Raw genomic sequence first — 21,147 nt, forward strand, 5'->3', positions numbered from 1 at the left:
GGGCCGCCCCCGTTGGGGTGCGCGGCGGGCCGGCCCCGGGGGGGGGGCGGGGGCCCCCCCCCGGGGGGGGGGGCGCCCCCCCGCCGGGGGCCGGGCGGGGGGGGCCCCCCCCCCCCCGCCCGGGCCCGGTTCGTCGTGTGTGCGCGTGAGCCGCTTCGTCAGCGGCCGACGGCCTTGGCCAGCTCCTGCTTGTTCATCGACGAGCGGCCCTCGATGTTGCGCTTCTTGGCCTCCGCGTAGAGCTGGTCCCTGGTCGGTCCCTGGGAACCGCTGTGGGACCGCTCGCCACCGCGCTGCGGAGCGGACTTCTTGTCGCGTGTGGAGGTCTTGCTCGCCGTCTTGGACTCGCCGGAGCGGGCCCGCTCCTTGTTCACGGTGCGCGCCGCGATCTCCTTCGCACGGCCCTCGGAGGTGCCGCGCTTCTCCGCGCCCTCCTTGATGTGCTCGTACTGGCGCTCGCGCTTCGCGTTGGAACCCTGGGGCATGCCGTTCTCCTTCCGGACCGGGGCGGCCGGCTCGGCCGCGCCTGCTGAGCGATCACCTTCCGCGTACCCTCCGGCGGGGTTTCGACCCGGCCGGGAGCGTTCCCATCTGACGCGGATGGCGCGCGGTGTGCGAGCAGGCGGCGACCGAACGGATGAGCGGCCACCACCGGGCCGCCCGGTGGTGATCCGGGGAGAGGCGTGCGCTACGGGTGGTCGGGGCGCTGTTCGGGCGGGGTCCCGCCGCCGCGGCCGCCGCCCTTGCCGCCCTTGTCCGTCCCGTGGGCACGGGTCCCGCCCTCGGGCGTCCCCGGCTGTCGGGCCTTGAGTTCGGCGCTGTCCTGGGGCGTCGCGCCGCCCTGGTCACTGCGCCGCTGTTCGGGCTGTTGCGGGTTCGACATGGCCATCGCTCCCTCGCGTCGTGCGGTGCTCCGTCCGCGGACCGGGCACGGTTGCGCCTTCCATGCTGGCACGGGGCGGACCCGTGGTCCTGTCGAGCGGGGCCCGCTGCTCCCCCGGGCCGCGGTGAGGAGGCGGGAGGGGAAGTGGCCGGGTCTAATGGACGTGGTTCGAGCAGCCACGAGAGTGAAGGCGACGTACCCAGGGGGCCGGTCGTTCGTTGGAGGTCACGCGCTCTTTCCCGGATCGCGGACCGCCGGTCGCCTTCCGGTCTCGGGCCGGGCGCCGGTAGCCCCGAACGGGCGGGGGCCTCCATCGACCTCAGAACGGTACGCAAATGAGCAGCTACGAAGCACCCGCAAGTGAGGAGCGCGCCAGCAGGTCGGTGTTGGGCGCGCCCTGCTGGGTGAGCCTGTCCACGTTCGATCTACGGACTGCCGAGAGGTTTTACCACGCCGTACTGGGGTGGGAATGGCACACCGGCTCGATGGGCGACCAGTACCGATTCGCGAGTGTGAACGGGGTGCCGGTGGCGGGGGTGTCCGAGGCGAAGAGCATCGGGCAGACGGCGGTCGCCTGGACGCCGTTCTTCGCCGCGTCCAGCGCCGACGAGACCGTCGCGCGCAGCCACGAGCGCGGCGGCACGACCGCCGTGGGGCCCCTCTCCTTCCCGCCCGGCCGGGCGGCCCTGCTCGCGGACCGGGACGGGGCCGTCTTCGGGATCTGGGAGGGTGCGCTGGTGGCCGACTGGGAGGCATGGCGGCGCGCGGCACCGGCCTTCGTGGCGCTCCACACGCGGAACGCGTTCGACGCGGCCATCTTCTACGCGGAGGTCCTCGGCTGGGCGTCCGGCGCCCCCGGGGCCTGTGACGTCCGGTACGAGGACGAGGAGGTCGTGCTGCGCAGCCGGGGCGAGGTCGTGGCCCGTATCCATTCGGGGGCGGTGGAGGCCGCGCCCGACCCCGCGATCCGGCCGCGCTGGCAGGTCCACTTCTCGGTGGCCGACGTGGCGGCGTGCGCCGAGGCCGCGGTCGCCCACGGCGGCGCGGTCCTGCCGGGCGGCAACGGCTCGACGGAGGCGTTCCTCAGCGATCCCGACGGGGCGCGCTTCGCCGTGAACTCCGACGGGACGGCCAGGTGAGGGACGGCGAGCCTTGTTCGCCGACCGCGCCCAGCAGTGCCCAGGCAGTGGCCTGGTTCGCACCGATCACGGGCTTGCCGAGGCGTTGTTCCAGGCGCGGCAGAGCGTCGTAGGTGGGCAGCGCGGTGCAACTGACGAGCACGGCGTCCGCCCGGGGATCGTCCCCCCTCGTCACCGCGTCCACCACCCGCTCGTCCGTGATCGCGTACACGTCCTCGACGGTGTCCAGGCCCAGCGAGGTGAGCGCCACCACGTCGAAGCCGCGGTCCGTGAGGTAGGCGGCCAACAGGTGGTCCACCGGCTCCTGGTACGGGTGGACGACGGCGACGCGGCGGGCGCCCACGGCACGGAGCGCGTCGGTGATCGCGCCACTCGTCGTCAGCGCCCGCCGCGCGCCGTACGTCCGCATCGCCGCCCGCAGCGCCCGCTCGCCCGCCACGCCGTCGACGAAGCTGCACGCCGTGCAGAGGTAGGCCACGGTTTCCGCGCCGCCCGCGACGAGTTCGCGGACCGGCTCCGCCAGCAGACCCGCCCGGCCGAGCCGGGAGACGAGCTCCAGATTGTCGCGGTACGTGACCTCGTCGGTGTACGCCATCGTCCAGCGCACGTGCGGTGGGAACCAGCGGGCCAGTTCCTCCCGGCGGGTGAAGTCGTACGAGGCGACCACGGCGACGTGTCGAGCGGGACCCATGTGGCGGGCCTCAGTCCGGATCCAGGTCCCGCAGGCGTCTGCTCGCCGCGCTCAGGCTCCTGCCCCGGCGCGCGAGCCCTTCCCAGGGGTCCTTCTCCAGGCGGTCGCCGAGGTCGGTGACCGTCCAGCGGCGGGCGCTCAGCCCCGGCGTGTCGAGTTCGTCCCAGTCCAGCGGCACGGCCACGGGCGCGCCGGCCCTGGACCGCACGGCGAAGGGGGCGACCACGGTCTGCGCGTAGCCGTTGCGCGCGACGTCCAGGTACAGCCGCCCCTTGCGGGCGTCCTTGCGCGGCTCGGTCGTCAGCTCCCGCGGGTACCGCGCGGCCAGCGTGTCCGCCGCGGCGCGGGCGAACGCGAGGACGTCGTCGGCGTCGTCGCGCCGGTTCAGCGGGACGACGACGTGCAGGCCGCGGGAGCCGGTCGTCATCAGGCCCGAGGCGAGGTCCAGTTCGTCGAGCAGTTCGCGCAGGTGGTGTGCCGCACCGCGGACCGGCTCGAAGTCGTCGGCGGGCGGGTCGAGGTCGAAGACCAGGCGGTCGGGGTGGCGCGGCCGGTCCGCACGGCTGAGCCAGCGGTGCGGCGTGATGCACGCCTGCCCCGCCAGATAGGCCAGGGTCGCGGCGTCGTCGCAGACCACGTGCGTCACCTCGCCGCCCTCCTTGGCCACCGTCGCGCGATGGACCCAGTCGGGGAAGTAGTCCGAGACCTCCTTCTGGTAGAAGCGCTGCTTGTCGATGCCGTCCGGCATCCGCTCCAGCATCAGGGGCCTGCCGCGCAGCTCGGGCAGCATGCGGGGCGCGACCCGCCGGTAGTGCTCGACCAGGTCGGCCTTGGTGAGGCCGTCCTGCGGGAACAGTTCCTTGTCGGGCCGCTTCACCGGGATCGTGCGCCGCCCGATCCGCAGTTCGACGTCATGGCTCACGTCACCGCCTCCTTTCCGCCGATGCCTCCGCCTCGCCTTCGCCTCTCCTCGTTCCCCCCGCCCGCTACGGCAGCGGTGTGCCGCCGGTGGCGTTCATGATCTCCGCGGTGATGAAGCTCGCGTGCTCCGACGCCAGGAAGACGTACGCGGGCGCCATCTCGGCGGGCTGGGCCGGCCGGCCCATCGGGGCCTGCTTGCCGAACTCCTTGGTGTCCGGGAGCGTCGCCGGGATCAGCGGGGTCCACACCGGCCCCGGGGCGACGGCGTTGACCCGGATGCCCTTGTCGACCAGCATCTGGGCGAGGCCCTGCGTGAAGGTGACGATGGCGCCCTTGGTCGTGGCGTAGTCCAGCAGGTGGGGGCTGGGCTTGAAGGCCTGCACCGAGGTGGTGTTGATGATGGAGCCGCCGGACGGGATGTGCGGTACGGCCATCTTGCACAGCCAGAACATGCCGTACAGGTTCGTGCGGACGACGCGGTCGAACTGCTCGGTGGAGATGTCCTCGATGCCCTTCGGCTGGGACATCTGGTACGCCGCGTTGTTGACCAGCACGTCGATGCGGCCGAACTCCGTCACGGCCCGCTCCACGAGCCGCCGGCACTGCTCCTCCTCGCGGATGTCGCACGGGACGGCCACCGCGCGGCGGCCCGCTTCCTCGACGAGGCGGACCGTCTCCCGGGCGTCCTCCGCCTCCTCGGGCAGGTGGGCGAAGAGGACGTCCGCGCCCTCGCGGGCGTAGGCCAGGGCGACGGCGCGGCCGATACCGGAGTCGCCGCCGGTGATGAGCGCCGCCCGGTCGCGCAGCAGTCCGTTGCCCCGGTAGGACTCCTCGCCGTGGTCCGGCGGCGGGTCCATCGGGCCGCTCCAGCCGGGGTGCCGCTGGTCCTGCTGGTCGAACTCCGGCTGGGGGTGCTTCGTCGTGGGGTCCTGCGGGGTGCCACCCATCGTCGCTGTTCCTTTCCTTTCCACGGTTCGATGTGCTTCGGCGTGCTCCGCGCTCCCGGAGCCGGTACGGCCCACTCTGCTCGCCGCCACCGGGCTGCGCGAACGCAAATCCTCGACGCACCGGGTGTCCCGTGGACGGCGCCTCCACACCTGTGGAACCGGATCGGCGGGCGTTTCGCGGGTACCCGCACCGCATGCGACTGAGCGTGGTGGACGTGGGCTCGAACACGGTCCGGCTGGTGATCGCCGACGCCGAGGAGGGCGTGCCGCTGCCCGTGCACACCGCCAAGTGGGGGCTGCGCCTGGCCGAACGGGTCGACGCCGAGGGACGTATCGCGGAGGAGACCGTGGGGCGGCTGACGGCGGCGCTCGCCGCGGCGGTCGTCACGGCCCGGCGGTGGGGGGCCGCCGACCCACTGGCCATCGCCACGGCGACGGTCCGCCACGCGCCCAACCGGCCGGAGGTGCTGCGAGCCGTCCGCACCCGTTGCGGCCTCCAACTGTGCTTGCTGCCGGGCGAGTTGGAGGCCGAACTGACCTTTCTCAGCGCGCGCCGCTGGATGGGCTGGCGGGCGGGGTCGCTCGCCGTCTTCGACATCGGCGGCGGCTCCCTCGAAGTGGCCTTCGGCCGGGGCCGCCTGCCCGACTACGTGGCGTCGCTGCCGCTCGGCGCCGCTCGGCTGACCCGGGAGTTCGCCGACGGCCAGGACCCGCCCGGGCCGCGGAGCGTGCAGGCGCTGCGCCGCAAGGTCCGCCACCAGGTGCGGGACGTCGCCGCCCGGATCCGCTGGGAGAACCCGCGCACATCCGCCGCGACCTCCCGCACCTTCCAGCAACTGGCGCGCCTGGGCGGTGCCGCCGACGGACGCGAGGGCCCCTTCGTCGCCCGCCGTCTGGCCCGTCGCGATCTGCGCGACTGCGTCGACCTGCTCGCGACGCTGCCCGCCGCCGAACGCGCCAGGCTCCCGGGGATCTCGCCACCACGGGCCGAACAGAGCCTGGCCGGCGCCGTCGTGGGCCACACGGTCATGAAGCTGACCGGCGTCAGGACGGTGACGATCTGCCCGTGGGCCCTGCGGGAAGGGGTCCTCCTGCGCTACATCGAGGACGGCGCCGACTGGTGGTCGGAGATCGTCGGGCGGAGCGAGCGGTCGGCGGCGGCCCGCGCGCCGCTGAGGATCGCGACACCGACGCTCTGAGAGCCGACCCCCGGACGCGAGCACCAAGGGTCCGGCCAGCCCCACCCGTTCGGCAGGACCGCGCAGGCGGGCCGCGTGGCGCGGTGCGAGACTGCCCGGACAGCCGTCCGTGCGGCCCGACAAGGAGTGATGAAGTGGCGGCACCCGAGAGCGCGGACAGTGTCCTGTGCGAGTTCCTGGCCGACCCCCACAACGCGCCGCTGGACCTGCCCACCGCGGTGGAGAGGTGCGCCAAGGCGCTGGGGCTCCAGAACGCCGTGGTCTACCTCGCCGATCTCCAGCAGCGCCAGCTCGCCCCGCTGAACGAGGTGACGCCGACCCTGCCCATCGACGACTCCCTGGCCGGCTGGACCTACCGCACGGAGTCCCTGCGCGTGGAGGAGTCGCAACTGGGCGGCATGACGGCGTGGCTGCCGATGGTGGACGGGGCCGAACGGATCGGCGTGCTCGCCGTGCACTCCCCCTCCCTCGACCCGGTCTCCTTACGGCGCGGCAGGACACTCGCCCACCTGTGCGCCATGATGATCACCTCCAAACGGTCGTACAAGGACACCTACGTCCGCCGGGCCCGCACGAGGCCCATGGAACTGCCCGCGGAGATGCTGCGCGCCTACCTGCCGCCCCGCACCATCGGCACGACCCACGCCGTCTCGACCGCCGTCATGGAACCGGCCTACGAAGTCGGCGGCGACGCCTTCGACCACGCCCTGACCGAGACGACGCTGCACGCCGGGATCATGGACGCCATGGGGCACGACCTGGCCTCAGGACTGACCACGGTGGTGTCCCTGGCCGCCTGCCGCAACGCCCGGCGCACCGGCGCCGACCTGCCCGAACTGGTGGAGTCCGTCGACACGGCCCTGACCCGGTGGCTGCCCGACCAGTTCTGCACCGCGATCCTCTGCCAGCTCGACCTGGCCACCGGCGGGCTGCGCTGGGTCAACTGCGGTCACCCCGCGCCGCTGCTCATCCGCGACGAACGCCTGATGCGCGACGCGATGGCACGCGAGGCCGACCCGCCCCTGGGGCTGCCCGCCTCCCTCGCGCCCACCGCGCGCCGCGTGCACGAGATGGATCTGGAGCCCGGGGACCGGGTCCTGATGTACACGGACGGGGTCACCGAGGCGCGGACGCCGCACGGCGACGAGCTGGGCCTGGACCGGTTCGCCGACTACGTCATCCGCGCCACCGCCGCGGGCGAACTGGCGCCGGAGACGCTGCGCCGCCTCATCCACTCCATCGTCGACGCGCAGGACAACCGGCTGCGCGACGACGCGACGATCGTCATGTTCGAGTGGCGCCCCACGACCCGCTGATCCCGGTCCCCGCCCCGGCCCTGCCCGTAGCGGACATCCAGCTAGTTGTCCGGCATATGCAAAACGGGACCAAAGTCCTGGTACACGCGGCGTGGAGAGGGCAGACCGTAGTCAGGAAGGCTCCGCGACCGCAGGGGCCGGACGGATCGGCGAAGGAGAACAAAGAACATGACCGTGCTGCTTCCCACGGCTTCCGACCTGCGTCGGGCGATGACGCGTCACCTTGAGGCCGTCGGCCGGGACGAGAGCCGCTCGACGCCCGAGACGATCCGCGCTCGCGAGGACAGTGCCTACACGCTGTGCGTGCTGACCGGCACGACCGGCGTCGGGGACGCGCTGCGGGTGGCGGACCTCCTCCTGGACCGGGAGACCGCGCCGCTCACGCGGGCGCGCCCGGCCGCCGTCAGGTCCCTACCGGTGCCCGCGTCGGACGCGGCGGCCGAGGCGGACCGTGTCGCCCTTCCGGCCGCCGCGTAGCGCGGGAGAACCCCGGTCGTCTCAGCCCGTCGCGGCGGGCTGCAGCCCGGCGTAGACACCGCCGCGGGCCAGGAGCTCGGCGTGCGTACCGGTCTCCGCGATCCGCCCGTCGGCCATGACCACGATGCGGTCGGCGCCCTGGATCGTGGAGAGCCGGTGCGCGACCACGAAGACCGTCCGGCCGTGCACGAGCCGGGCCAGGGCCTCCTTGACGAGGGCCTCGGAGTGGTTGTCGAGGGCCGACGTGGCCTCGTCGAGGACCAGGACGCGGGGGTCGCGGATCAGGGCGCGGGCGATGGCGAGGCGCTGCTTCTGCCCGCCGGAGAGCCGGGCGCCGCGCTCACCGACCACCGTGTCCAGACCGTCCGGCAGCCGCCGTACGAACTCCAGGGCGTTGGCGTCGCCCAGCGCCCGCAGCAGCGTCTCCTCGTCGGTGTCGCCGAGCCCGTACGTGACGTTGTCGCGGATGCTGCCCTCGAAGAGGATCGACTCCTGCGGCACCACCGACAGGAACCGCCGGTAGCTGCGCAGGTCGAGCGTGGCCATGTCGACGCCGTCGAGGAGGATCCGCCCCGCCGTCGGCCGGATGAACCCGATGAGCAGATTCAGCACCGTCGACTTGCCCGCACCGGACGCGCCGACCAGGGCGACGGTCTCACCCGGCCGCGCGGAGAGCGTGAACCCGGCGACGGCGGGCCCTCCCGCGTCCTCAGCGGTCTTTCCCGGAGCCTCTTGCGGAGTGCCGGCGTCTCCGGCGTACGAGAAGCCGACGTCCTCGAAGTCGATCCGGCCCGTCACCCGCTCCAGCACGGTCTTGCCCGCGTTGCTCTCCAGGTCCGGCGCCTGGAGCACCTCGCCCGCCGAGCGCACCGACTCGAGCCCCTTGCTGATGACCGGGGCGAGGCCGAGCAGCGTCGTCACCGAGCCGGTCAGCACGGTGAAGAACGCGCTGAGCATGACCACGTCGCCCGCCGACACGCCCAGCCAGCCGTGGTAGGCGACCAGGGCCGAGCCGGTCAGGCAGCAGACGCCGAGGATGTTGAGCAGGACCCAGGCCGCCGAGTTGAAGCGGCCGTTCATGGTGTCGAGGCGCAGCCCGGCCGCGAAGACCTGGCGCAGGGAACCGTCGACGCGGCCGAGCGCGGTGCGTTCCAGGCCGTGGGCGCGGGTGATGGGGATGAGGGTGGTCATCTCGCCCACGCGTGAGGAGAGGTGTTCGACCTCGCGGCGGAACTCCTCGTTGTGGCTGCGCAGACGCCCGCGCAGCCGCATCACCAGGAACCCGGCCGCGGGGACGACGACGAGGAACACCGGCAGGAACTCGGGCGTACGGACGCCGATCATGACGAGCCCGCCGACGAGGGTGGTGACGGCGCCCAGGCCCATGTCGGAGCTCTGCTGCACCATCTGTTCCACCGCCTCCACGTCCCGTACGACCTTGGCCTGGAGGACGCTGGAACTGACCCGGGCGTGGTAGCCGATGGAGAGTTGCTGCATGCGGCGGCAGAGCGCCGAGCGCAGGGTGGTGCCCATCCGGCGGATGCTGCCGCCGAGCAGCCGTACGTACCACTGGTGCAGCGGGTAGTTGATCACGAGGATGAACAGGAGGAGGCCCGTGGCTTGCCACAGGTCGGCCTGGTCCCCGTGCTGGACGACCACGTCGAGGACGGTGGCGGTGATGACCGGCAGCAGCCAGATCGGGCTGTGCTTGACGACGAAGAGGAGCGCGGCCAGCAGGAGCCGGCGGCGGTCGGGGCGGAAGAGGTGGCCGAGGGTGCGGATCGGATGCTCACCGCGATAGCGGTGGTCCAGATGATCGATAGCCGGTTGGTGCATGCACCGATCCCACCGCATCGGAACCGTGCGGGAAAGCGCTTTCCCGAAGCTCGGCGAAATTCAGCTCCGGCGCCCTCGCTCCCGCGCCTCAGGCAGCGGTCCGGTCGGAGGCCGGCCACACGTAGGGCAGGTCGTCGGGCTCGTCGGGGAAGAGCGGCGCGTAGATCTCCGGTGCCTTGCGCAGCAGGGCCGACCGGTGGCTGAGGTGGAAGGCGGGGTCGCCCAGCCAGGGCGGCAGTTCGCCGTCGTCGGCGAGCTGGTCCTGGGTGCGTACGGGGGCCCCTGGGCGGTGCCGGGCGAAGTCGGTGACGAGCGTGGCCGCGCAGGTGTCGGCGCGCCCCTCGGCGACCCAGGTCGCGCACACGTCGAGGCCGTAACGGACCAGGGCCTCCTCGTAGCCGATCCACATGCGGACCGCGGGGTGGTTCCGCCAGCCGTAGCCGGGCACGGTCAGACCGCGCAGCACCTGGAGGGCCTCGACCCGCTGCTTGCCCAGGCGTGAGCGGTCCAGGACCGCGGCGGTGCGGAGGAAGTCGGGGTACGGGAGAAAGGTCTGCACACCCGATGCCTACCGCGGCGGGGCTCTCCCCATACGACCGCGTACGGCAGTCGGCCGAGCGGGCGGCTGCGAGAATGAGCGCATGCCTCCGCGACTGCCGTTCGGTGATGATCTGCGTGCACGGTTCGGCTCCCCCGGGCGCTCCCGACGGCTGAGCAGCAGCCCGCGCTCCCACGTCTGGCGCGTCGAGCTGCCGGGGAGGCGGGTGGTGGTGAAGCACGTCGTCGACAGCCCGGGCGCGGAGGAGCGCTACCTCCGCGAAGTGACCGCACTGCGGCTGGCCGCCCGGTCCGACGCGCCCGTGGTGCCCGCGCTGCTCGCCACCGATCCGGGGAACCGGGTGCTGGTCCTGGAGGACCTGGACGAGGGGTCGCCGCCCGCGGACTGGATCGTCGGGTACGCGGCGGCGCTGGCCCGGCTGCATGCCGCCGCCCGCCCTGAGGACGCCGGCGCGCTCCCGCGCTGGTCGGGCCCTGACGAGGCGGACGTCGCGTCCTTCCTCGGGCTGGCCGGAGTCCTCGGGGTGGCGGCCCCGCCCGGCGTCCGCGGGGAGCTCGACGACCTCGTCGACCGGCTCGGACGGGCGGCGGGCCATGCCCTGCTGCACGGGGACCCGTGTCCCGGCAATGATCTGCACACCCCGGACGGGGTCAGGTTCATCGACTTCGAAGGGGCCTCACTGGGCAGCGGCCTGATGGAACTGGCCTATCTGCGCATCGGCTTCCCGACCTGCTGGTGTGTCACGTCGGCACCCGCACCGCTGCTGGACCGGGCGGAGAGCGCGTACCGCGCGGCGTGGCGCGCCGCGACCGGCGCCGCACTCCACGGTGACCTCGCCGACGCCTGTGCGGGCTGGCTGCTCCGGGGGGACGCGCTGGTCGAGCGGGCCCACCGCGGCACCGTCGACCATCTGGCGCGGATCCCGGACGAGGACTGGACGTGGGGCACGGTGACCGCCCGGCAACGTCTCGTCCACCGGCTCGGTGTCGTCGGACGGATGACCGACGGCCACCCGTCGCTGAGCGCTCTCGGCAGGCTCAGTACGGAACTGCGCCACCGCATGCTCAACCGCTGGCCGACGCTCGCGCCGGTCCCGGCCCTGCGCCCGTAGCGAGGTCGGGCCGGCCGTCCGCCTCGGCCGGTTCGACGGGGGCGGCCGTCGGCGCCGGGTCCGGGTCGGCGCCGTCGCCGCGCCGGGCGATCACGGCGGAGAGCTGGTTCTGCACGGACCGCGGCAGCGGGGTCGTGCCGGTGGTCGAGTCGATCAGGTGCCGCGCCACGAGGTGCAGCTTGATGTTGGTGCGCTGGGAGACGTCCACCAGCGCCGACCAGGCGTCCTGCGGGCTGAGGCCGAAGGCCGCCACCAGGATGCCCCGGGCCATGTCGATGGTGCCGCGGCTTCGCATCGCCCGGCGCAGTTGGACGACCTCACGGCTCAGCTCCGTCTCCGCCCCTTCCGGGGGGTCGGCGGGCGGGCTGGTGGCCGCGGGGTCGACGTCCAGCAGGAGGTTGACGGCGGAGCAGTCGCAGTGGTCGACGTCGTGCAGACGCAGGTCGACGCTTCCGTCCGAGGCGAGCAGGAGCGGGCGCAGGGCGCTGTCGAGCCGCTGGTCCTCGCGCAGGTCGAGGTCGCCGCGCACGCTGATGACCAGGCGTTCGCCGTCCCAGTGGTGAAAGAGCGTCAGCCCCGGTCGCCGGTCGCCGACGGCCGGTTCGGCACAGGCGGTGGTCGACGGCCCGGTCCCGGACTGTGCAGACTCTGCCATGGCCGTCTCCCTCGGTGCAGCCTCGCGGGTCCCGCCTCAGATTCCCGCTCCGCGGCGACGTACGTCAAGAGATACCTGAAATGAGTTTCAGGGGTTTCGATGCACGAATCGGTGGGCCTACTCTGCGGGCATGGGTGGAGTGCCGGAATCGCATGTCGGATGGACGTTCATCACCAATCACGCGCGGGTACTGGCCGCCATCGCCGACGACCAGAACGCACGTATCCGTGACATCGCCGCACATTGCAGATTGACGGAACGAGCCGTGCAGAAGATCATCTCGGATCTGGAGGGGAGCGGCTTCCTCTCGCACAGGCGTGAGGGGCGCGGCAACACCTACCGGATCGCTCCGGGAAAGACCCTGCGCCATCCCGCCGAGGCCGAGGCCGGGCTGACCGTCGCCTCCCTGCTGGCCCTGCTGGCGCAGGACGAGGCCTACCGCGCCGACGAGCGCCAGGGCGCCGAGCACGGCTGAGCGGACCTCCGGGCGGGCGGCCCTCAGGCGCCGGGAAGGAAGAGGCAGAACGGGTGCCCGTGCGGGTCGCGCAGGATGCGTACGTCCTGCTGCGGCTGATGCTCCTCCAGCGTGGCGCCCAGGGCACGGGCCCGCTCGACCTCCGCGTCCAGATCCTCCACCTGGAGGTCCAGGTGCGCCTGCATCTGCTGGGTGCCGGGCGCCTGCGGCCACACCGGGGGCGTGTGGTCGGTCTCGAGCTGGAAGCTCAGGCTGGGCCGCTCCTGTTCGGGGGCGCGCAGCCGGACCCACTCCGGGGCGCGTACGACCTCCTCCCAGCCCAGCAGGGCCCGGTAGAAGTCGGCCAGGGCGGGCGGGTCGGGGGTACCGAGGACAAAACCACCGAGCGTTGCTGTCATGTCCCTACGGTTTCCCCTGTCCCTCCCGCTTACGCGCGCACCATCGGCCCCGGCCCCCGGACGGGTCAGCCCGTCGCGGCGGAGAGGGCGGCGGCGTACTGCTCGTCGGTGAGGGGTTCGAGCCAGGTGGTGCCGTCCCCGGCGCCGTCGCCCACGACGATGGCGAGGTGCGCCATGAAGGTGGTGTCGGTGGCGCCGTGCCAGTGCTCCTCGCCGGGCGGGCAGCTCACGGTCTCACCGGCGGCGACCCGGACGACGTGGCCGTCGCGGGTGCCCACGAGGCCGACGCCGTCGGTGATGTGGAGGGTCTGGCCGTTGGCGTGGGAGTGCCAGTTGGTCCGGGCGCCGGGCGTGAACCGGACCAGGCCGACGGCCAGGCGGGCCGGTTCGGCGGGGGCTTCCAGCAGGTTCAGGTAGACGTCGCCGGTGAAGCGGTCGGCCGGGGTCCTGACCGTGGGGGTCGCAGTGGTGTGCTTCATGTGCGCTTCCTGTCTCTCTTCCTGGTGATGGTCAGGCGGCGGCGCGCCCGTCGGCGATCTTCTTGAGCCGGGTGATCGCGGTCATGGCGTTGGGCCAGCCCGCGTAGAAGGCGAGGTGCGTGATGGCTTCGGACAGCTCCTCGACGCTCAGCCCGTTGTCCAGGGCCACGCCGAGGTGGTGGTCGAGCTGCTCGGTGCGGTAGAGGGCGGCGAGCACGCTGACCGTGACCAGGCTGCGGTCGCGCGGGCGGAGCCCGGGCCGCTCCCACACGTCACCGAAGAGGACGTCGTCGGTGAGGTCGACGAGCTTCGGCGCGATCTCGGCCAGCTCCCGCGGTGCGGACTGTTCAGGCACGGGGGTTCTCCTCCGGTCTCGGGGAATCGTCGGACCCTTCGAGGGAAACGCGGGTCAGCGTCGTCGAGAAGGGCCTCTTGTTACAGGTATTGACAGGACCCCTCACGGGTACGCCGTCCGTCCGGCTGCCGATCTAGCCTGGAAGGCGTGAGCACCGAGAGCGACATCCGCGCGTTCCTGTCCTCCCGACGCGCCAGGATCACCCCCCGGCAGGCCGGGCTGCCCGCCTACGGCGGAAACCGGCGCGTGCCGGGTCTGCGCCGTGAGGAGGTCGCCCTGCTCGCCGGTGTCAGCATCGACTACTACGTCCGGCTGGAGCGCGGTCACCTCGCGGGGGCATCGGAGGAAGTCCTCGACGCCGTCGCGAACGCCCTCCAGCTCGACGACGCCGAGCGCGCCCACCTCTACGACCTGGCCCGCGCCGCCGCCAAGCGACCTGCCCGGCGCGGCAGGCGCCCGCGCGGCCCGCTGCCGGAGAGCGTCCTGCGCGTGCTGCGCTCCATGACCGACTCCCCTGCCTTCATCCGCAACGGCCGCCTCGACATCCTGGCCACCAACCGGCTCGGCCGCGCCCTGTACAGCCCGCTCCACGACGACGAGGGGCGGCGCCCGGTCAACATCGCCCGCTTCCAGTTCCTCGACCCCGCCGGTCGTGACTTCTTCCCCGACTGGGAGGAGTCCGTGAACACCACCGTGTCCCTGCTGCGCACCGAGGCGGGGCGGGCGCCGGGCGACAGCGAGCTGACCGGGCTGATCGGGGAGCTCGTCACCCGCAGCGACACGTTCCGCACCGCGTGGGCCAAGCACGACGTGCGTCTGCACCACACCGGCCGCAAGGCCTTCCGGCATCCCGTCGTGGGCGAGCTCCTCCTCGACTTCGACGCGATGGAGCTGCCCGCCCAGCCCGGTCTGACCCTGACCGCCTACAGCGCCGCGCCGCACACCGCGGACCACGACAAGCTCCAGCTCCTCGCCGCCTGGTCGGCCCCCTGGGACTCGGCCTCCGCCCCGGCCGGTCGGTCCGCTCCATAGGGGTCAGCCGCGCCGCACCGCCTCCTTGCCGATCGCGTGTTCGGTGAAGCGGCCGAAGGGGCGGAACCCGAGGCGGCGGTAGACGGGTTCGCCCTCGGCCGATGCCTGGAGGACGGCGAGGGGGTGGCCGTTGCGGCGGGCCGTGTGCAGGGCGGCGAGGGTGATGGCGCCGCCGTAGCCGCGGCGGCGGTCGGCGGCCAGGGTACTGATGTTGTAGATCCCGGCGACGTCCGCGTGCAGGAAGACCTCGGCCGTGCAGACCGGGCGGCCCGCGGCGTATCCGACCAGGTAGCGGGCCGGGCAGCCCGCGGTCAGGGCCCGGGACGCGGAGCGTTCGTGGAAGCGGCGGACGGTCGCGGACGGCGGTTCCCAGGTCGCGGCGAGGAGGGCGGCGTAGTCGGCCAGCCGTCCGGGCGTGGTCACCGGGTGGACGTCCAGGCCGTCGACGTAGGGCTGGGGCAGGGTGTCGGTCAGCCCGGCCCACATGGCGGTCTCGGTCGCGGTCGCGGGCAGGCCGGCGTCCGTGAGGCGGGCACACAGGTCGGACGGTGTCGAGGCCGGGCCCACCCACCAGGAGAAGGGGCGGCCGGTGGCGGCCAGGGCCGTGCGCGTCTCGGCGATGCGGGTCGCGGCGGTGTCGGGGGTGAGGCGGGCGGCGGCGACGATGTTGAAGGTGTCGTCGTCGAGCCCGCTGTCGGCGATCAGCAGGTCGTCGGTGGTGGTGACCGACGCGCCGTCGAGGCCGCGGTGCAGATGGGCGGCGTGCTCGGCGAGGTTCCGCTCCGCCCGGGCCGCCAGGTCGGTCGTGTCATGGGGGCCCCGCTGCGCGCTCATAGTGCTCGATCACATCACACCCGGAGGAATCGCCCCGTGTCCGGATTGCGCGGCGGGTGCGCGACGGGCGCCTCCGCGTCCCCCTGCGGCGCAGCCGACCGGGCGTCGCCACAGGGGAACTCGGAACCGCGGGTACCGAGCCGCCGCTTGCGGGCAGGGGCGTCAGCAGCTCAGGCCGGTTCCCGGGTCGACACCGAGGATCTGCGAGAACTTCGTGTAGTTGTCGATACGGCTCTGGACCTGGGCCGGGTTGCCGCCGTCGCATTCCAGGCTGCCGTTGATGCTGCGGATGGTCTGGCCGAAGCCCGCGCCGTCGACCATCGCGCGGTGCGGGGTCATGGTGCCGGGGCCGGTCTGGGTGTTCCAGTACCACAGGCCGGTCTTCCAGGCGACGGCCGCGTCGTTCTGCACGAGGTCGGGGTGGTGCAGGAGGTCGATGCCGAGGGAGTCGCCCGCGGCCTTGTAATTGAAGTTCCAACTGAGCTGGATGGGCCCGCGCCCGTAGTACTTGTCGGTGCCCGCGGGGCAGCCGTAGGGCTGTGAACTGTCGCAGTAGTGCGGGTAGTTGGCGGTGTTCTGCTCGACGACATGGACGAGGCCGCCGGTTTCGTGGCTCACGTTGGCGAGGAAGGCGGCGGCCTCCTGCTTACGGACGGTGTCGCTGCCCGTGCCGGTGAACTCCGGGTAGGCGCCGAGGGCGGCGTTCAGACCGTCGTACGTGTAGAAGGCGTTCCGGCTCGGGAACATCTGGTCGAACTGGGCCCGGCTGACGACGAAGTCCGCCCGGGCGTCGGCCTTCTCGGCGGAGGCGGGCGGGGCCAGGGTGAGCAGGCCGAGGGTGGCGGCTGACGCGGTGGCGGTCAGCAGGGCGAGGATGCGACGGCGCATGAAGGCGCTCCCATCGGGTGTGGAGGTGGGGGGTACGGCGCCGCGAGCCGTGCCGCGCATGCGCGCATGCGCGCCGTGGGGAAGACTCGCGGCGCCGCCGGTCGGGGGCCCTCGGACCCCCGGCTTCGTGTGTCAGCCGCCGACGTTCACGTCGATGCAGGCGTAGAACGCGTTCGTGGTGTCCGCCACGTTCCAGACGGCCAGCACCTTCTGACGGCCAGTCAGCGAGCCGAAGTCGACCTGGTGGGTGACCGTGGCCCCGGGCTTCGCGCCGTGGTCGTCGAACTCGGCGATCTTCTGACCGCCCACGAAGTACTGCCAGGTACTGGTGGCGTGCTGAGCCGTCAGCTTCCACTGGAAACCGGTGCTGCGCTGGACCGGCGTGGCGATCCAGCCCTTGGAGTCGTCGTCGAGTTCGGCGAACCGGCTGTTGCCGCCACTGCAACTGGTGAGCCCCTTGGGGCCCTCGACGCTCTGCGGTTCGTAGGTGATGTCACCGCAGGACACGGCGCCCGCCGCGCACTGGGCCTGGCGGCTGGGCGGGGTGGAGATGTAGCCGTGCGCGGCGGCCGGTCCCGCGGGCAGGCTGACGGCGACGACGGGGGCCAGTGCGGCGCCGATGAGGGCAGCCGTCTTCCTTCTGGCGTGCATGCGTACTCCTTCACTCACGGTCTTCCCGCGGGGCGCGATACGTGGGGGCGCGCAGAGCGGGTCGGCCTCTCGTGGGTGGGGCCAAGAGGCGCGAAGGGACAGGGGAATGCCGCCCTGGAACAGGGCGAACTCCCGTAAGCGGAACGGCCGTTACTGCTTGGACTAGACCATACAAGCGGTCGTGCCCCTGTCAAGACGCGTGCGGGGAAGCCGGACACGACGAAGACCTCCGTGCGATGCGGCCCCCCCGACCGCACCACACGGAGGTCTTCCTGTTCACCCGGCCGAGCCCGGCCGCGCCCGATCAGCCCATGGCCCGGCCCCCACCGGCGTCGATGCTCAGCGCGCGCACGATGGCGTCCTCGGTCTCCGCGCTGAAGAACCCCGTGATGCCGCGCAGGAGTTGCAGCGCGGTGCGCACCCCGGTGGGCAATGGTTTCGGCATCCCCGCCGCCACCACCGCGTGCTGGTCGGGGGCGGTCCTGGCCGCCTCCAGGTGCGCCTGCGCCAGGCCGATCTCACCGGTGACCGCGTGCCGTACCGCACACGTCACGTCGTACGACGCGCTCCGCGAGAACGCGAGCAGCGACGTGATCCCGGAGGCCTCCGCGTCGTCGTGGACCGCGGCGCTGAGATGACCGCCCGCCCGGTCGAGAATCTTCGCTATGGCGGACAGCCGCCCCGCCTCCAGCACTGCCTGAGGTGCCATGCCGATTCCTTTCATCACCCCGTCCGCCGACCCTGCTTCTCCAGCGTTATCACCAGGGCCCGCCCGGGGCGAACCTCCGTACGGGGGCGCACAGCACGCGCAGAGAGAGGGCACGGGGCGCTGGGACGGCGGTTGAGGCACGGGGCGGCGCACACGGCCGTTCGGTGGTTCCCCGTCGGCGCCCCGGGCACCGCCCCGTGCCGACGGGGCGCGTCGGGCCGGCCGGTCAGCGCGGCGGCGCGGTGGGGGGCGGCGGCGCGAGCGGCTGGGGCGGCACCACGGGCACGTCGGGCCGGGTGTCGTGGACGACCCGGGCCAGCCGGAACTCGTACTCGTACGTCTGGGTGACCCCCTCGGCGAGCACGAGGTACCCGTCGCCGTGCTCGTAGACCGTGCGGCGCAGCAGGTTGGCCGGGTGCCTCGGCTCGAAGGTGAGCACGTGTCGGTGGAGTGCCTCGCGCGCCTCCCGGCGCGTCCCGGTCACGTGCCCGACGGGCCTGGTCACCATCCGCACCCCGCCGAGCCCACCGCCCAGGCACGCGAGCATCAGACCCCAGGTCGCTCTGGTCGAATCGTCCGTCACTTCTCCCCCATGGATCGGTCGTCCGCCGCACTCTGCCACACGGCGGCCGAGGGCCCGGCCGCCGGGCGCCCTGTGCCACTATCGGGGGGTGAAACGGCAGGAGCTCGACGACCTCGTCCGGCTGCGGCGGGCCCGGGACCGGATCGACCGCGACTACGCCGAGCCGCTGGACGTGACGGAGCTGGCCCGGACGGCGCTCATGTCCCCGGGGCACTTCTCGCGCAGCTTCCGCGCCGCGTACGGGGAGACGCCGTACAGCTATCTCATGACCCGGCGCATCGAGCGGGCCAAGGCGCTGCTGCGCCGCGGCGATCTGTCGGTGACCGAGGTCTGCTTCGCCGTGGGCTGTACGTCGCTGGGCTCGTTCAGCTCGCGCTTCACGGAGCTGGTCGGGGAGACCCCGAGCGCGTACCGGGCCCGTCGGCACGAGGGCGAGGTCGCCGTCCCGGCCTGCGTCGCGAAGATCCACACGCGGCCGGTCCGCGGCAAGGAGACGTCGGGGCCGGATCCGCGGTCCTAGGGCGGCACACATCGGCGTGGACCGGGCCGAGGTCTGCACGGACCGACGCGCGAGGGCCCGCTCCGGTACGTCACCGGAGCGAACCCTCGCGCGTCGGCGCGGCGGGGTCAGCCGCGCAGGGGCTCCAGCTCCCGGTCGTCCTCGGTGGGCGGGGCCGCGACCAGGTTCTCGCGCAGCTTCTCCCCCTCGACGTCGACGTTGGGGAGCAGCCTGTCGAGCCAGCGCGGCAGCCACCAGGCCGACGTGCCGAGCAGCGCCATGACCGCGGGCACGATCGCCATGCGGACCACGAACGCGTCGAACAGGACGGCGACGGCGAGACCGAAGCCCATCATCTTGATCATGTCGTCGTTCTCCATGATGAAGCCGGAGAAGACGCTCATCATGATGATCGCGGCGGCGCCGACGACCCGGCCGCCGTGCCGGAACCCGGTCACGATCGCCTCGCCGGGGCGTGCCCCGTGGACGTAGGCCTCGCGCATACGGGTCACGAGGAAGACCTCGTAGTCCATGGCGAGTCCGAAGACCACGCCGATCATGAAGATCGGCATCATCGACATGATCGGGCCGGGCTGGTCGACGCCGACGACGTCCGCGAGCCAGCCCCACTGGAAGACCGCGACCACGGCGCCGAGCGCCGCCGCCACCGACAGGAGGAAGCCGAGCGCCGCCTTGAGCGGGACCAGGATCGAGCGGAACACCAGCATCAGGAGCAGGAAGGCCAGGCCGACGACGAGCAGGAGGTACGGCACGAGCGCGTCGTTCAGGGTCTGCGAGAAGTCGATGGTCATGGCCGTCTGGCCGGTGACGAGGACGTCCGCGCCGGTGTCGGCCTCCCACGCCCCGGCCTCGGAGCGGATCGCCCTGACCAGCTCCTCGGTCTTGTGGTCGCTGGGGCCCGTGCTCGGGACGACCGTCATGATGGCGGTGTCGCCCGCCTCGTTGACCTGGGCCGGGGCGACCGCGGCGACGCCGTCGACCTTCTTGAGCGAGGCGCCCACCGACGCGGCGGCGGCCTTCGCGCCCTTGCCGTCGACCGTCACCATCAGGGGCCCGTTGAAGCCGGCGCCGAACGACTCGGACAGCAGGTCGTACGCCTTGCGCTGCGTGCTGTCGGGCGCCGACGTGCCCTCGTCGGGCAGGCCGAGTTCGAGGCTGGTGGCCGGGACGGCGATGGCGCCGAGACCGAGGACGGCGACCAGCAGGACGGTCAGCGGGCGGCGCATCACGAAGCGGGACCAGCGGGTGCCCAGGTTCGGCCTGCCCACGCCGGCGCCCTGTGCGGGGACGGCGGCCTTGCGGTCCTTGCGGCGCAGCACCTTCTTGCCCGCGAAGCCGAGCAGGGCCGGGATCATGGTGAGGGCGATGACGACGGCGATGGCGACGGTCGCCGCCGCGGCCAGGCCCATCTTCGTCAGGATCGGGATGTTCACGACGGACAGGCCCGCGAGGGCCACGATCACTGTGAGCCCGGCGAAGACGACCGCGGAGCCCGCCGTGCCGACCGCGCGGCCCGCCGCCTCCTCCCGTTCGCGGCCCTCGGCTATCTCGGCGCGGTAGCGGCTCACGATGAACAGGGCGTAGTCGATGCCGACCGCGAGGCCGATCATCATGGCCAGCGTGGAGGTGGTACTGGAGAGGTTGAGGACGCTGCCGAGCGCCGCGATGCCGGAGACGCCGATGCCGACGCCGATGATCGCGGTGAGCAGCGGCATGCCCGCGGCGACCAGGGAGCCGAAGGTGATGAGCAGGACGACCGCGGAGATCGCGATGCCGATGAGTTCGGCGCTGCCGCCCATCTCCTGCTCGGCCTGGACGGCGTCGCCGCCCGCCTCGACGGTGAAGCCCTCGGCGCGGGCGTCGTCGGTGGCCTTGGTGAGCGCGTCGCGGGCCTCGTCGGTCAGTTCGGTCGAGGCCACCTTGTAGGAGACGGAGGCGTAGGCGGTCGTGCCGTCCTTGCTGACGGCGTCGGCCTTGTAGGGGTCGGCGACGGAGGAGACCTGCGGGCCGTCGCCGAGCGCGGTCACCAGCTTGCGGACGTCGGCCTTGGGCGCGGGGTCGGTCAGCTTCTCGCCCTGCGGGGCGCGGATGACGACGCGGGCGGTCGCTCCCTCGGCACCGGCCGAGGGGAACTTCTCCTCAAGGAGGTCGAAGGCCTTCTGCGACTCGGTGCCCGGCATCGAGAACGAGTCGGCGGGCGGGGCCGGCGCGGCCGACGACGCGAAGCCGATCCCGCCGAGCAACAGCACCCACAACAGGGCCACATAGCGGCGGCGCCGGAAGGACAGCCGTCCGAGTTTGTACAGGAACGTAGCCACGGCGAAAGAGGCTCCCGTCGGGGTCGTGGGGCAGGAGTCGACCGCCCGACGGTGCGTCGTCGCACGTCAGGCCGGTCGGCAGGATCGGATTCCATCGTCTCCGCTCCCAGCGGCCCACGGCTAAGCCTCTGAGCCGGACTACGGACCCACGTTCGCTGTAGGCGCGGGCGG

General features: G+C 72.8%; 25 protein-coding genes. 8 read left to right on the forward strand and 17 right to left on the reverse strand.

Going from position 1 to position 21,147, the window contains the following annotated elements; translation table 11 throughout:
* Positions 1-158: 158 nt before the first annotated feature.
* Together ACIRF8_RS19985 and ACIRF8_RS19990 are read right to left on the reverse strand one after the other, a co-directional pair.
* Positions 159-485 (reverse strand): plasmid stabilization protein, encoded by a 327-nt coding sequence (locus ACIRF8_RS19985; RefSeq protein ID WP_404216664.1) that lies wholly within the window; start codon positions 483-485, stop codon positions 159-161.
* Positions 486-688: 203 nt separating this feature from the next.
* On the reverse strand, positions 689-883 hold the full coding sequence (locus ACIRF8_RS19990) for a hypothetical protein (protein ID WP_404216666.1): 195 nt from the start codon (positions 881-883) through the stop codon (positions 689-691).
* A gap of 335 nt (positions 884-1,218) precedes the next feature.
* Here ACIRF8_RS19990 and ACIRF8_RS19995 point away from each other — a divergent pair, with 335 nt between their 5' ends.
* Entirely contained in the window at positions 1,219-2,022 is an 804-nt protein-coding gene (locus tag ACIRF8_RS19995) for a VOC family protein (protein WP_404216668.1), read from the forward strand.
* On the opposite strand, the gene ACIRF8_RS20000 is transcribed toward ACIRF8_RS19995, so the two are convergent.
* From ACIRF8_RS20000 to ACIRF8_RS20010, 3 genes are all read right to left on the reverse strand, one after another.
* Positions 1,967-2,713: an Asp/Glu racemase gene (locus ACIRF8_RS20000; RefSeq protein WP_404216670.1), complete on the reverse strand. Its 747-nt coding sequence runs from the start codon at positions 2,711-2,713 to the stop codon at positions 1,967-1,969. The genes ACIRF8_RS19995 and ACIRF8_RS20000 overlap by 56 nt on opposite strands.
* 10 nt (positions 2,714-2,723) lie before the next feature.
* The gene (ligD, locus tag ACIRF8_RS20005) at positions 2,724-3,635 is read right to left on the reverse strand and encodes a non-homologous end-joining DNA ligase (RefSeq protein ID WP_404216672.1); all 912 of its coding nucleotides are present in this window, start codon (positions 3,633-3,635) and stop codon (positions 2,724-2,726) included.
* Between the two features lie 64 nt (positions 3,636-3,699).
* On the reverse strand, positions 3,700-4,581 hold the full coding sequence (locus ACIRF8_RS20010) for an SDR family oxidoreductase (protein WP_404216674.1): 882 nt from the start codon (positions 4,579-4,581) through the stop codon (positions 3,700-3,702).
* Positions 4,582-4,775: 194 nt separating this feature from the next.
* On the opposite strand from ACIRF8_RS20010, the gene ACIRF8_RS20015 reads away from it, so the two are divergent.
* The 3 genes from ACIRF8_RS20015 (at position 4,776) to ACIRF8_RS20025 (ending at position 7,573) form a co-directional block, all read left to right on the forward strand.
* Complete coding sequence (locus tag ACIRF8_RS20015) at positions 4,776-5,780, forward strand: Ppx/GppA family phosphatase (RefSeq protein WP_404216676.1); 1,005 nt, start codon at positions 4,776-4,778, stop codon at positions 5,778-5,780.
* A gap of 134 nt (positions 5,781-5,914) precedes the next feature.
* On the forward strand, positions 5,915-7,096 hold the full coding sequence (locus ACIRF8_RS20020) for a PP2C family protein-serine/threonine phosphatase (protein WP_404216677.1): 1,182 nt from the start codon (positions 5,915-5,917) through the stop codon (positions 7,094-7,096).
* 168 nt (positions 7,097-7,264) lie between these two features.
* Complete coding sequence (locus tag ACIRF8_RS20025) at positions 7,265-7,573, forward strand: DUF5133 domain-containing protein (RefSeq protein WP_404216679.1); 309 nt, start codon at positions 7,265-7,267, stop codon at positions 7,571-7,573.
* Positions 7,574-7,594: 21 nt separating this feature from the next.
* Here ACIRF8_RS20025 and ACIRF8_RS20030 read toward each other — a convergent pair whose 3' ends face one another.
* Positions 7,595-9,409 (reverse strand): ABC transporter ATP-binding protein, encoded by a 1,815-nt coding sequence (locus tag ACIRF8_RS20030; protein ID WP_404216681.1) that lies wholly within the window; start codon positions 9,407-9,409, stop codon positions 7,595-7,597.
* Positions 9,410-9,497: 88 nt separating this feature from the next.
* Positions 9,498-9,968, reverse strand: coding sequence for an MSMEG_6728 family protein (locus ACIRF8_RS20035; protein WP_404216683.1), 471 nt, complete (start codon positions 9,966-9,968; stop codon positions 9,498-9,500).
* Positions 9,969-10,050: 82 nt separating this feature from the next.
* Between ACIRF8_RS20035 and ACIRF8_RS20040 the strand changes: the two genes are divergently transcribed.
* Complete coding sequence (locus tag ACIRF8_RS20040) at positions 10,051-11,079, forward strand: aminoglycoside phosphotransferase family protein (RefSeq protein ID WP_404216685.1); 1,029 nt, start codon at positions 10,051-10,053, stop codon at positions 11,077-11,079.
* Here the strand turns inward: ACIRF8_RS20040 and ACIRF8_RS20045 are convergent.
* Positions 11,033-11,734, reverse strand: coding sequence for an ANTAR domain-containing protein (locus ACIRF8_RS20045; protein WP_404216687.1), 702 nt, complete (start codon positions 11,732-11,734; stop codon positions 11,033-11,035). The genes ACIRF8_RS20040 and ACIRF8_RS20045 overlap by 47 nt on opposite strands.
* Positions 11,735-11,864: 130 nt before the next feature.
* Between ACIRF8_RS20045 and ACIRF8_RS20050 the strand changes: the two genes are divergently transcribed.
* Entirely contained in the window at positions 11,865-12,209 is a 345-nt protein-coding gene (locus ACIRF8_RS20050) for an ArsR family transcriptional regulator (protein WP_404216689.1), read from the forward strand.
* A gap of 23 nt (positions 12,210-12,232) precedes the next feature.
* On the opposite strand, the gene ACIRF8_RS20055 is transcribed toward ACIRF8_RS20050, so the two are convergent.
* The 3 genes from ACIRF8_RS20055 to ACIRF8_RS20065 form a co-directional block, all read right to left on the reverse strand.
* Positions 12,233-12,607, reverse strand: coding sequence for a VOC family protein (locus ACIRF8_RS20055; protein WP_404216691.1), 375 nt, complete (start codon positions 12,605-12,607; stop codon positions 12,233-12,235).
* A 65-nt stretch (positions 12,608-12,672) separates the two neighbouring features.
* Positions 12,673-13,086, reverse strand: coding sequence for a cupin domain-containing protein (locus ACIRF8_RS20060; RefSeq protein ID WP_404216693.1), 414 nt, complete (start codon positions 13,084-13,086; stop codon positions 12,673-12,675).
* A 31-nt stretch (positions 13,087-13,117) separates the two neighbouring features.
* Complete coding sequence (locus tag ACIRF8_RS20065) at positions 13,118-13,441, reverse strand: carboxymuconolactone decarboxylase family protein (protein ID WP_404216695.1); 324 nt, start codon at positions 13,439-13,441, stop codon at positions 13,118-13,120.
* A gap of 147 nt (positions 13,442-13,588) precedes the next feature.
* On the opposite strand from ACIRF8_RS20065, the gene ACIRF8_RS20070 reads away from it, so the two are divergent.
* Positions 13,589-14,473 carry a helix-turn-helix transcriptional regulator gene (locus ACIRF8_RS20070; protein WP_404216697.1) on the forward strand — a complete coding sequence of 295 codons (885 nt, stop codon included), beginning with the start codon at positions 13,589-13,591 and terminating at the stop codon, positions 14,471-14,473.
* Positions 14,474-14,476: 3 nt separating this feature from the next.
* On the opposite strand, the gene ACIRF8_RS20075 is transcribed toward ACIRF8_RS20070, so the two are convergent.
* From ACIRF8_RS20075 to ACIRF8_RS20095, 5 genes are all read right to left on the reverse strand, one after another.
* A complete protein-coding gene (locus tag ACIRF8_RS20075) occupies positions 14,477-15,307 on the reverse strand; it encodes a GNAT family N-acetyltransferase (protein ID WP_404216699.1) in 831 nt (276 codons plus the stop codon).
* Between the two features lie 162 nt (positions 15,308-15,469).
* The gene (locus ACIRF8_RS20080; protein ID WP_404216701.1) at positions 15,470-16,195 is read right to left on the reverse strand and encodes a chitinase; all 726 of its coding nucleotides are present in this window, start codon (positions 16,193-16,195) and stop codon (positions 15,470-15,472) included.
* 132 nt (positions 16,196-16,327) lie between these two features.
* Positions 16,328-16,846 (reverse strand): lytic polysaccharide monooxygenase auxiliary activity family 9 protein, encoded by a 519-nt coding sequence (locus tag ACIRF8_RS20085; RefSeq protein WP_404216703.1) that lies wholly within the window; start codon positions 16,844-16,846, stop codon positions 16,328-16,330.
* 304 nt (positions 16,847-17,150) lie between these two features.
* Positions 17,151-17,555, reverse strand: a complete 405-nt coding sequence (locus ACIRF8_RS20090) for a hypothetical protein (RefSeq protein WP_404216705.1) — start codon at positions 17,553-17,555, stop codon at positions 17,151-17,153.
* Positions 17,556-17,781: 226 nt separating this feature from the next.
* A complete protein-coding gene (locus ACIRF8_RS20095) occupies positions 17,782-18,138 on the reverse strand; it encodes a hypothetical protein (protein ID WP_404216707.1) in 357 nt (118 codons plus the stop codon).
* 88 nt (positions 18,139-18,226) lie between these two features.
* Here ACIRF8_RS20095 and ACIRF8_RS20100 point away from each other — a divergent pair, with 88 nt between their 5' ends.
* Positions 18,227-18,658, forward strand: a complete 432-nt coding sequence (locus ACIRF8_RS20100) for a helix-turn-helix transcriptional regulator (protein WP_404216709.1) — start codon at positions 18,227-18,229, stop codon at positions 18,656-18,658.
* Between the two features lie 107 nt (positions 18,659-18,765).
* Here the strand turns inward: ACIRF8_RS20100 and ACIRF8_RS20105 are convergent, their stop codons facing one another.
* On the reverse strand, positions 18,766-20,976 hold the full coding sequence (locus tag ACIRF8_RS20105; protein ID WP_404216711.1) for an MMPL family transporter: 2,211 nt from the start codon (positions 20,974-20,976) through the stop codon (positions 18,766-18,768).
* Positions 20,977-21,147: the final 171 nt, after the last annotated feature.

It is taken from the genome of Streptomyces sp. NPDC102406 (genome assembly GCF_044765725.1).
Classification (GTDB): Bacteria; Actinomycetota; Actinomycetes; order Streptomycetales; family Streptomycetaceae; genus Streptomyces.